Annotated in this window: 10 protein-coding genes and 1 pseudogene; 6 read left to right on the plus strand and 5 right to left on the minus strand. The window is 32.9% G+C overall.

The window, feature by feature from the left end:
- A partial coding sequence (locus tag AC2YJL_RS27365) for a cadherin-like domain-containing protein (protein WP_487375079.1) occupies positions 1–1,631 on the minus strand: 1,631 nt, incomplete at its 3' end.
- A 268-nt stretch (positions 1,632–1,899) separates the two neighbouring features.
- On the opposite strand from AC2YJL_RS27365, the gene AC2YJL_RS27370 reads away from it, so the two are divergent.
- Positions 1,900–2,073, plus strand: a complete 174-nt coding sequence (locus AC2YJL_RS27370) for a hypothetical protein (RefSeq protein ID WP_487375080.1) — start codon at positions 1,900–1,902, stop codon at positions 2,071–2,073.
- Positions 2,074–2,223: 150 nt separating this feature from the next.
- On the opposite strand, the gene AC2YJL_RS27375 is transcribed toward AC2YJL_RS27370, so the two are convergent.
- Positions 2,224–3,117 carry a helix-turn-helix domain-containing protein gene (locus tag AC2YJL_RS27375; protein WP_230932242.1) on the minus strand — a complete coding sequence of 298 codons (894 nt, stop codon included), beginning with the start codon at positions 3,115–3,117 and terminating at the stop codon, positions 2,224–2,226.
- 993 nt (positions 3,118–4,110) lie between these two features.
- Here AC2YJL_RS27375 and AC2YJL_RS27380 point away from each other — a divergent pair.
- The 5 genes and pseudogenes from AC2YJL_RS27380 to AC2YJL_RS27400 all read left to right on the plus strand — a co-directional run.
- Positions 4,111–5,499 carry a replication initiation protein gene (locus AC2YJL_RS27380; protein ID WP_230932243.1) on the plus strand — a complete coding sequence of 463 codons (1,389 nt, stop codon included), beginning with the start codon at positions 4,111–4,113 and terminating at the stop codon, positions 5,497–5,499.
- A 158-nt stretch (positions 5,500–5,657) separates the two neighbouring features.
- Positions 5,658–6,599: a tyrosine-type recombinase/integrase gene (locus AC2YJL_RS27385; protein ID WP_230932244.1), complete on the plus strand. Its 942-nt coding sequence runs from the start codon at positions 5,658–5,660 to the stop codon at positions 6,597–6,599.
- 1,062 nt (positions 6,600–7,661) lie between these two features.
- Positions 7,662–8,237: a DUF3967 domain-containing protein gene (locus tag AC2YJL_RS27390; protein ID WP_060746195.1), complete on the plus strand. Its 576-nt coding sequence runs from the start codon at positions 7,662–7,664 to the stop codon at positions 8,235–8,237.
- Between the two features lie 445 nt (positions 8,238–8,682).
- Positions 8,683–9,354: a sulfotransferase family 2 domain-containing protein gene (locus AC2YJL_RS27395; RefSeq protein WP_088568392.1), complete on the plus strand. Its 672-nt coding sequence runs from the start codon at positions 8,683–8,685 to the stop codon at positions 9,352–9,354.
- 265 nt (positions 9,355–9,619) lie between these two features.
- Positions 9,620–9,794 (plus strand): annotated as a pseudogene (locus tag AC2YJL_RS27400) (gamma-type small acid-soluble spore protein); the annotation flags it as partial.
- Positions 9,795–9,965: 171 nt separating this feature from the next.
- Here AC2YJL_RS27400 and AC2YJL_RS27405 read toward each other — a convergent pair.
- The 3 genes from AC2YJL_RS27405 to AC2YJL_RS27415 form a co-directional block, all read right to left on the minus strand.
- Entirely contained in the window at positions 9,966–10,118 is a 153-nt protein-coding gene (locus tag AC2YJL_RS27405) for a YjcZ family sporulation protein (protein ID WP_088568305.1), read from the minus strand.
- 324 nt (positions 10,119–10,442) lie between these two features.
- Entirely contained in the window at positions 10,443–10,853 is a 411-nt protein-coding gene (locus AC2YJL_RS27410) for a hypothetical protein (RefSeq protein ID WP_230932245.1), read from the minus strand.
- 192 nt (positions 10,854–11,045) lie between these two features.
- Positions 11,046–11,498, minus strand: coding sequence for a hypothetical protein (locus tag AC2YJL_RS27415; protein ID WP_230932246.1), 453 nt, complete (start codon positions 11,496–11,498; stop codon positions 11,046–11,048).
- Positions 11,499–11,595 lie beyond the last annotated feature (97 nt).

Here is an 11,595-nt window from a genome sequence, read left to right on the forward strand (position 1 = left end):
GTGTTTCCATCCACATCGGTTCCTACTACTGCTCCTACCACAGGGCTGTCTTCTTGCGTGCTGAACGTGTAGTTTGGCACCGTCGGTGCATCGTTCACCGGCGTTACTGTCACTGTTACTGTCGAAACCGCCGTGCCTCCCTGACCATCTGAGACTAACACGGTAAACTGATCGCTTCCGTTGAAATTTAAATTTGGGGTATACGTGTAAGCTCCACTATTAGTTACGATAACTGTTCCGTTTGTGGGTGGAGATTGTAATTGGAAGGTAAGTAAGTTACCATCTACATCTGTAGCTTGTATCTGACCAACTAAAGGGGTATCTTCATTAGTGATAACTGCATAATTTTGAGTAACAGGATTATCGTTTACAGGCGTATTGATTATGGTAACTACAGAGGTAGCTGTTCCTCCTTGCCCATCGTCTACAATAACTGTAAATTGATCCGTTCCGTTAAAGTTTAAATTTGGGGTATAGACAAATTGGCCATTAGGATTAACAGTTACTATTCCATTAGTCGGCCTCGTACCAACACGATAAGTTAGAGGATTCCCATCAATATCACTGCCAATGACTGTCCCAATTGCTACAGTATCCTCTGGATTTGTAACAGTATAATTAGGAACTGTAGGAGGCGTGTTAATAGCTGTTACACTATTGACAGGCGAAGCACCTGATCCTGTTAATACATTTCCTGGTGTACTTTCAAATTGGTAATTAATAAAGACTTGATTACCAAGAGAAGAGACTGATGTTAGGGGACCAGCTACCCTAACCTGATATGTCAAAACCCGAGTTTGATTAATACTCAATGTACCAAGTGACAGACCATTTCGGATATCTGCATTTGTCTGAGTAACGCCATCCACTTGCAAACTATTAGGAATGAAGGTTGTTGCTGAAGACAATGGATCTGTAGCTATTAAAACATTAGCCGAAGCTGTACCAGTATTACTTACTTGGACTGTATAAGTAATAATATCTCCTGTTCGAGCAGATGTAACATTAGCAGACTTTGATACATTTAAAACAGGTGCATTAATATCTACTTGGAGGGCTAAAGTACTAATAACGTAAGTATCTCCACTCGTCGTTCCACGTACAACGGCACTGGTTTGGTTATTTGATAAACGAGCTGAGACATCAATATTGGTAATATCCCACCCCTGCCTCGCACCGGATAAGCTGCCTCCCGGTGTGCTATTTAAACTGCCAAATTGTCCACTTGTATCTAATACACCACTATCATTATTAATTTGAGAAGCAAAAAAGTTATTTATAGGGTTATTCGGTCCCGAAACTGGTTGCAATGCTGCAACCGTAGGGCCAAATTGGAGCTGATCACCTACTATAGCTGAATCCCCTTCAATAGCACTTACTAATAATCTACCATTTACTGTTCCTGTAATAGGCGTACCAAATCCAGTTACAGCTGCCGTAGAGCTTCCCGTAGCTGAACTTGTTAATTCTGCCCCAACAAAAATGGATAAGTTACGAGATTTTTGTAAAGGGTCAGCGTACACTACGGCCAATGTCCATCCAGCTGCATTGGCATTGTTTTCTGTTGTACTTTGTGTTCCTGGAACTCCTAATACTGCATACATCCCTGCTTGAGAAATCAAATTTGTCACATTTGCGCTGCGCACGTAATAAAAGCTTGAAGTTGTTAAGGTAAAACGTGTAGCCGTGTCTGGCTGTACACTAACTGTTCTGGTAGGAGTAATAAAAGTTACAGCGTTATTTAAAGCTGCGCTAACATCTTCTCCACCATAAAGATAGCTTCCACCCCATATTAATTCTGCATAAAGAATTTGAGTAGTGGTAGATGGGAGCCTTAAAACTGCACTAGAAGAGTTTTGCAGATAATTTGCCGTAGTCCCTGTAGGAAACGATCCATCTATGGAGCTTGGGTTTACACTGAAAAAAGTTCCTATTGATCCTGCTGTTCCAGGAGCATTAGCATTGGCTTGCTTATTTAAGCCAAAAGTGTTTCCTGTAAATGTAACAGCCCCATTAGCGTTGGTTAAAAACCGATTAACATATGGCATTTACTCACCTCTGATAACAAAATAAATCGTAACAGTATATGTAAAGTACCAATAGAAATGTGTATATAGACCCGTCTTATTTTGGGTACAGAGATAAAGTTTTTCAGGTTGTTAAATCGTAACAACACTCATTCTGACTTAAAATATGTATAAATAATATTATCTGTTTTCTAATTTAGGAGTCTAAAAAGTTATAAAACAGCTTACTATCACCGTTTCGCTGAACTTCTTTTCTACGCTCAATAACAAATATTCCCCGAACTGTTCCAAAAAAATACGCTGCAAAATTATTCTTTATACGATTTCTTTTATAAGCAAAAACTGTCTCTTTAAATGCTTGAATAGCGAGGGAAATTACATCTTCTAACGGCCTTTCTAAACAGCTCATTTTGTGGGCTAACCGAACTTTTCCCCACAATTCATAAATATCGTCTGCATATGAAAAGAAAGGTCTTACAGCATCTTTAAAAGATTTCGGTATATAAGACGGTACATAATCCGACGAGAGTTTAATATTCACTTTATTACGTATATATTTATTTAAATCTTTTAAAGATAAATTATAGGTAGACTGTTTTTTTGTGTCTTTATTCTTACTCTCCCAAGCGTTCTCAGTATTTTCTGCTTTAACATCTGCTTCAACATTAGATTCTAAGTCAAGCTGTAAATACTTAACCCAATGATTAAAAAAAGGGTGGTTCACAAATAAGTGTACTGGATTTCCCTTTCCGTTATTACGAGGACAGCGACGATATACAGTAACAATTTGCCCTTGTTTTCGAAGTTCTTTTAAATGACGATCAATTGTTCCTTTTGACTTTTCGTATGTCTTACCTAAGTATGTACTACCAGGAAAGCAAAATCCTTTTTCTGAAGCAAACCAACAAAGCCGGTCTAAAGCTTTTCTAGTTCCTTCGTGGAGACGGTAAAATTTCTCTCCGTAAAGGTTGATAATTTCTTTAAGTAATTTTCGTTTCATTGATTGATGTTGAGAACGGTTTTCGATGAAACTCTGATAATTTTTCATATAATCAAATTCTTCTGTCGTAAGCATACGCGTAGTAGACATTAGTCTATCCTCTCCTTTTCAGGAACAAAAAAAGACATCGCATCCCAAGGAAATAGGAAAACGATGTCGGATTTTTTGATAGACTACGCCCTTGAAATAAATCTAATTATCCGATAAAATAAAGGCGTAACTAAATTTATGTATTAGGACTTCGACAGGTGTTTCCCCTAGCTGTTTTAGGGTTAACGGTGTAAGGGTGTTGGCGCACCACTTGCACACGTTGGAGTCTTTTTATATTCCGCACTGTTTTGGTGACTCTATTATACCGTCTATTAATCTTATAATTCAATAAGAATTCGTGAACTCCTCATAAAACCTCCGTATTTTACTTTACATATGATTAAAAATTTCTTCGCTGGGATATACTGCTAATATTCTAAAAACCTCACTACAAATGGATTCCTTTACTTAATTATTAATCTTTAAAGTTATAAAGTAAAAAAACAGCTACTTTCTTATGTTGTTTTACTGTTTTATATATTGTTTTATATATTTGTTTTATTGTTTTATTGTTTTAGAGAGCCCATAGACACTGATATTACAACGTTTATAAGCCTAAACTATCACTAATTTTGCGCGAACTATCACTAATTTTGCGCGAACTATCACTAATTTTGCGTGAAACTATCACTAATTTTGCGTGAAACTATCACTAATTTTGCGCGAACTATCACTAATTTTGCGTGAAAAATGCAAATATGGCTTAAGTATCACTAATTTTGCGTGGACAATCTAGATGTGCTTTAAGTATCACTAATTTTGCGTTGAAAATGCAGACATGCCTCAACTATCACCAATTTTGCGTGTTAAAATGAAGATTGAGTTTAATAAATCAAGAATGAGTAAGGTTTCTAAAGTTAACAAACCTCATGAAGTATCACTAATTTTGCGTGATATTTAATTTCTAAGGACAGGTTGCTATTTAACATGCAATTTACACAGTATCACTTTTATGATATTTTAGTGATAGTTTAGAAAAATATGGGGGATTTTATGAAGAAAACGACTGTCGTTCAACCATATGATCTGGAAAGTATAAATATAAAAAATTGGGTAACTAAATCAAACATCCTCATTGAGAGTACATATAAATTGTCTTTACAAGAGCAAAGAATTCTTTTAATCATGGCTTCTAAAGTGCAGCCTAATGATGAAACGTTGAAGACCTATAGATTTCGGGCTAAAGACTTTATCGAAATCGTAGGCAATAAGAAAGGAACGGGTTTTTACTCTTATTTAAAAGAAATTGTGAATGGCCTTCAAACAAAAATTCTTACGATAAAAGAAAAAGGCAGACAAAGAAATTACAACTGGGTAATTACGTCTATTTATGAAGAAAACGAAGGATACATAACATTACAATTTCATCCTAGCTTAAAGTATCTGTTTTTGGAGCTTAAGGAAAAATTCACATCGTATCAATTAGAGAATGTAGTGAGACTCAATTCGGTCTATTCCATTCGTATTTATGAGCTGCTTAAGCAATATGAGCGCTTGCGAAAAAGGGAACTGACTCTTGAAGAATTACGTCATTTTTTAGCTATTGAACCTACTAAGTATAAACAGTATGGCCATTTTAAAAGTAAAGTATTAGCAGTAGCTCAAAAAGAAATTAATAATAAAACGGATATCCACTTTGAATTCGTAGAAATAAAAACCGGTAGAAAAGTAACATCCATAGAATTTATCATTACTAGTTCACCCGCGTTGAATGATGCTAGCGCTATTAAAGAAAAAAAACTAGAATTAAATCAACACTTAGTGGAGTTAGAAGATCACGAAAACAGTGTTCAAAACGATTTAGTGGACTTAGGAGTCAAACCGGAAAAAATAGAGTGGCTTTTATCAGAATTTACAAAAGAACATCTAGAAAGAAATATTAGATATACACAAGATCGTTTGATTACTGGAGATGTTACTCATCCTCATTCCTACGTAGTAAAAGCGATTCAAAAGGATTACGCCAAGCTTTCACACGAATCAAAGCTCCTTCAGTCTAAAAAGATTGCAAAAAAAGAGTTAGTTCCAGATTTTATGGTAGCAGCTAGAGAAAAACAAGAAACTTTTAACGAGTCTACATTAAAAGAGAAGCAAGAATTGTTCCTTGAAGAGGTTGGAACTCAAATAGAATTTGAAGAGAGGCTTCTTCAGTTTCAAGAATTAAAAAGAATGCTGATTTTAAGTTCAGATCAACCCACTGAAGAAGAAGTAAAAAAAGCTGAAGAAGCTGGCTTACAAGAAGTCATTCGAAATATGAAAGAAGACTTCAAAAACCATGAAAAATTGGGTCTAGAGCCAAGACTTGTTAAGGACTTTAAAAATAAAGAATTAAAAAAGATTTATAAAGATTTTTTACAAAGCAAAGTTTTAAATAGAAACTAAATATTGAAAAAAACATGTAAATAACAGAGCTTTAAAGGCTTAGTTTTTACATGTTTTTTTATGGATAGGTAAATTTAATATACAGAATACATTTAGTAAGCTTGGTTATCATTTTTTGTTACAATAATAGTATATTAAATTTACCTAAAAGATCGGATGTGTCTTATTTGGATAACTTTATTTTACTTCAGGATTTCCTGTCTCATTTAGTCGATTCTAAAAAGAAAACTTCTACAATTTCAATGTATAAGCATGATCTAAAGCAGTTTTTTGAATGGTTAAATCGTTATCACCCTAATATACCTCCAGAAACTTTGCCAGGAGACAAGAAATATTACGAATTATACTTCACCTATCTAAAAGAAAAAAACTTGTCAGAAGCTAATCTGAGACGTGTAGCATCACATTTAAACGGATTGTTGAAATATTATAACCTCACAAGTGATATTGATCTTTTACAAGCAACAACAAAAAAACAACGAGAATTAACTGATACTGATTTTATAACTCAATCTGATACTTTGATTCTTTTAGATTCAGTTATAAGTGACGAACATTTAAGTGATATTCAGTTACAGATACATAAATATATAGGACCTCGTAATCATTCTATATTCATCCTGCTGCTCCGTTACGGTCTTACCATTAATGAAGTTGTATCTTTAACTATAAAAGACATTAACTTTGCACAGAATACATTAACGATTGACAATAATAAAACAAAACGCACCTTGGAGCTTTCTAAACATGACAAGAAAATCATATATAATTATTTATCAACGATCCCTTTGTTATTTAGACCTAGAGATTATACAAATGATCCGTTATTTATTTCTTTTCACCCTCAAAAAATGGTTTATTGGTATGATTACAGTTTAAGTCAACCTAAAAGGATTAGTGTAATTGGTACAAAACGTATGATTGAAAGAGAAGTTAAACGTTCTGGCATAAAAGCGATCGTAAGATCTACTCATTTTCGAAACAGCTGTATACTAAAGAAAATTTATGAGGGATATTCCAACGAACACATTATTTATTACTTTGGATTGTCTAGCCGCCACGCTTTATATCGGTTTAAGCGATATCTAAAAACAAAATGAAAAACTTTCTTGAAATTAAGTTCAACTTATTTCCTAATTAAATACCTTTATATCAGTATTTTCACCTTATAGGTTGAACTTAAATTCATTTTTATTTTAGTTCTTTTTAGAAAAAAACGTGAAGTTGAACTTTAGTTAAACTTCACGGTTCACATTTTGGAATTTACTTGTTTTAAAAAGGGAAATGTTATGGCAATAGTTTCTCCATGTATTATAAATCTATAGTTTAACGGCCATACCTCGATTGTATAAGAACGGATTTCTTGCAAAATCATCTAGAATTTAATTAGATTTATTATTCTTGATTAAATTCTAGCGGAAGTTTACTCTAGATTCTTTAAAAATGCTTTATTATCAATGTTCATTATATTCTAGCTTTCATTGTAAGGTCTAAATAACTTAGAGAAAATTAATGTTAGTTTCACATTAATAAAATACTTCTATAAGAATTGTATAAATAAAAAAAGGAATTTTATTAAATCACTGCGATAGATTGATAAAAGGAAGGGATATAACGCTTATATTCTTTTGTAAAGAATACTCAATATGGTATACAAAGATCTTGATTTAAAGCTAGAGAAAGTACATTCTAGATTTATCTAAAACCTTTTTACATCAAGCTCTATAGACATTCTAGTTTTTTCAATTATAGGAAAGGGAAGGATTTGAATTTTCATCATCAAAGATATTTCTTAACTGATGAAGCTCATTTTTTTGGAGACATCCGGTAAAACAAAAGTCTAATTAAGGAGGGGCAATGGTTGACTCTTAAATTATTTTTTGAGCTACATATGTAATTTATCTACGATTAAAATAAACAGTTTTACTCTTGCAAAGTTCATGTTTTCATCTAGAATTGAAAAGGAAGAATAAGAAGCTTAGTGAAACAAAAGAAAAAATATACATAAAAAACAGGAATATAAAGTAATTAATAGAATTTTACTAGAAATGTAAAGCTTGAATAATATCTCGTACAACTACATTCTAGAATCGCCGTTAATATCGATATATCAACTTCAAGGTTCATCTAGATTTTTATATAGAAAGGAGAATTCTAGAAAAATGCTTGAAAAAAATGAGAATGAAGTAGTTTATACTTTAAAAGACACAGTAAAGCTAACTGGATTAAGTGTGGATCTTATTCGCTTGTATGAAAAAGAGTTCAACCTCCAAATTCAACGCACAGAAGGCGGACATAGAAGATATAACAAACAAAACATTGATTTATTAACCGAAATAAAAAAAAGAATTCAAGAACAAAATTGGAGCTATAAGATGATAAATCAATGGCTTCAAGGTGAAATTGTGCCCGAAGCAGTTGAAGTTCAATCGAATCTTGAGAAGAAAGTAGAATCTCTTGAAGATAAAGTTCAAGAATTGCTTAATCGCTCTGAAAAAGATGAGCAATTTCAACTAGCACTTATCCAGCGGTTAGATGAACAAGGAAGTCTTATAAAGAAACTTACAGAAAAGCTAGACCATCAAGACAAATATATTGAAAACAACCTAGAAAAACGAGACGAAAAATTGACTAGTGCTATACGTGAAATTAGCGATACAAAAAAACTGATCGCGGCCGCCCAAGAAAATCTAGATTCAAAACCAAAAGGATTCTGGAGTAAGATTTTTGGCGGTTAATATGTAACTTAAACTATAAAAGCAGCAGGATTTTTTGTGCATTACAGAAAACCCTGCTGCTTTTATAATTTATTTTTAATGATTAAATGTTGAATTTCGAAACTTTATGGTTAGTTGCCAGAAGGAATTTATTATTGATAAACAATCTTATATAGAATTGAAGGGGAATTTACAGGGGAGGCAGCTTTTAATAATACGTTTGTCTATTTGATGGAATCTTACTTTGAACACATAAACTTTGGTTTCTTCTCTGAGAAAAATATTTTTTGACACTCTGGTTAAGTGACAAAAGATAATAGCAAGGATGCCTTAGAAACCGTCTATTTGCACTTTATGTATGCGTATTAATCTTATTCATCATAAAAGATGCATATAATATATCATTACTTATAGATAGCATTCACTATTGTAAGCGGTTATCGTATAGAAGGGAGTACACTTTAGAATGGAGAGAAAAGTTGTTATCTTTATGCACATTCCTAAAACAGGAGGGACAACGCTTAATAATATTTTTAAAAGGTCCTACTCTAAAAATGAGATATACGATCATATTCCTTTAGAAGAGATGAATAAACAGTTTAGCCAATTAAAAGAAGAAGATAAAAAAACACTAAAAGCAGTATCCGGCCATCACTTCTATGGAATACATGAAATTTTTTCTAAGCCCTATGTTTATTTTAGTATGATGCGTCACCCGATTGAGCGTGTCGTATCATTATATTATTTTTTAAAATCGTATCCAGGGTACTATGAAGAGAAAATGAAACATATGTCTTTTGAAGACTACATTGATTGGGACCCTCAAGCTAAAAATGGCCAAACTCAACAAATTTGTGGGGGAGAATCTCAACTAAGTGTAGAAAAAGCGAAAGAAAACTTAATGGAATTTGAATTAGTAGGAATAACAGAAATGTTTAACGAATCGCTTCTGTTACTAAAGAAGAAATTTAAGTGGGGAAATATTGAGTATAAAAAGATGAATGTGACAAGATCTCGCCCTTCACTTAATGAAGTACCTATTGAAATCATTAAGAAAATAGAAAATCACAATGCGTTAGATATAGAGCTGTTTGAATATGCAAAATCAAATTTCATTAAACAATTAAAAGAATCCTAGAAATGAATTTGAACTTTTTTTAACCATCAATTTAACTTTTCTTAACGTTAGTAAAATCAAATCTATATTCTAAACGGGTGTACATTTAAATTGGCAGGGTAAATTCCTGTCTTTTTCTTTTCATATAGACGATTGGAATCTCTCTTTACATTAAGTATAATATCATGATAAAAAACTAAAATCATGAATTATCTTACGATAAACTTATGTTTTAAAGATACTGAACAAACACTTGGATATATTAATTCTTGTGGAGGTGATAGTAATGGAAAACAATAAATATTCCAACAAGACTGCCTCAGGAACAGATGTACAACATGTGAAGCAAAAAAAACGCTCAAACATCTTCTGGCAAGTACGGTACGGAATTTGCTAGTGAGACTGACGTACAGCACGTTAAACGCCAAAATGCTCAAGCTTCTGCTAACAAAAATCAAAATTATGGTCGATAAAAGAATTTACCTTAAAAGGGTTCTTCCATAGTCGTTGGAAGAACCCTTTATTGTATTCATTTTTCTCTTTACTTGTACTAGAACATATTGCACCGATCAAACCTAAATAAAAAAGCTAGCATAGAACTAGCTTTTTAAAATTAAAATAATTTTAAAACATTAGCAACCTCCGGCAAAGCCACCAAAACAAGAAGCACCGATAATGATTAATAAAATAAACAGCACAATAATTAAAGCGAAACCACTACCAAAACCACAGCCGCCTCCGCCGTAACCATAGCCGCAACCGCCACCATAACCTCCAAAGCCCATACTTTCACCCCCTATATGCTTAATACTTTTAAGATATGTATAGAAAGTGAAAATGCTCCGGATATTCTTTAACCATAAAAAAAACTCATTAACTGTATATAACCAGTAAAATTAATTTTATGGATATGTAAACCTTTTAGATTTATTTACATAGAATGAAGGAAACATACTGTTTAGTTTAAGCAGAACAGTTCACCTCCCTGACTGATATGTATTTACTAAAAAACAGAAAAGCTCCTACCGCCGGGAGGATTTCTGTTTTTTTTATGGGTATTATGGAATATAAAAACATTACATAATAGCTGCAGTCTTTGAGCAAACTACTCAAGATGGATAAATCATCAAAAATAAGATTGCGTTACAGAAAAACTCCCCCGAAAAATTCACTGAACAATTAGATAGGGGAATTTTTCTGTTTTTGAGCTGTATATGATATACATCTTTGTTTAATATAATGTCTCTTTCCTCTTCTAAAGCCCTAGCCAAATCAGATTGGTTTAAAGAAATTGGGTCGTTCTTCTTCACATCATCGACTATACAATTCGATGAAAAACCTACAAACTCTGAAATATCTACTAAAAAACCTTTCTCAGCCAAAGTTAGATAACCTTCTTTTCTTAAATAGCTGAAATTATGCTGGATAATTTGAACAAAAAAAGTGTTATTCTTGATTTTACGATCAGGCACAAGCTTCATTCTTTTAGCTTTAACTTGCAATTCGTTTGCAAATTCCATTTCTTCATGATTAAGTAATTTTCATTTTGAATATTCTTGAATCGAGTTTTTTTATTAGCTTTGTCTAACATCTTGCCTAAAGATAGATTATTTTCACTTTTTTCCATACTAATTCCTCTCTTTATGTGGCAGGAATTAGTCCCTTTCTATGTTTGAGAAACCGCCTGTCATCCAAATCATGAGCGGTTTTTCTCATTTTATACTACATTCAACAATGTCAATATCTTCTCTGTTTTTCTGCTCTTTTTGTAGCCTTTCAGCTAATTTCGCTAACAATTTATCATCTACTTGTTGAGGTTTATAACTCATACTCTCTATTAAAATACCTTCTATAACCTTCATACGCTTCATATAAAGCCCATATTGCTCCTCTGAATAATTTATTATTACATGGTCAATTTGAGGGCTCTTACCAACATTTTTAAGCGTTAGCATCAAATCATAAGCCTTTATCCTTTCTTTACGTACTAAACGCAGTAAAGCTAACAAATCATACGTATGAAAGCATGAAAGTTCATTAAAAGACTTCTCAACGTCCTCTAAGACCACAAATTCTTTTAGTTTGGGTCTTTTTACATTTAAATTAGTTCCACAAAAAGAGCAGCTATCTTCTAATCCTTCTGTCCCACAATAACTACATATCAAGCTATATTCAACCTCGTTTACTAAAAGGAAAAGTAGGCTTGAGCCTACCTGCTAGCCTTAAAGGCTATTTTAGCTTTTAGGGTTTTCCTTATCTAGC

This window comes from Priestia sp. SRI_019 (assembly GCF_057586255.1).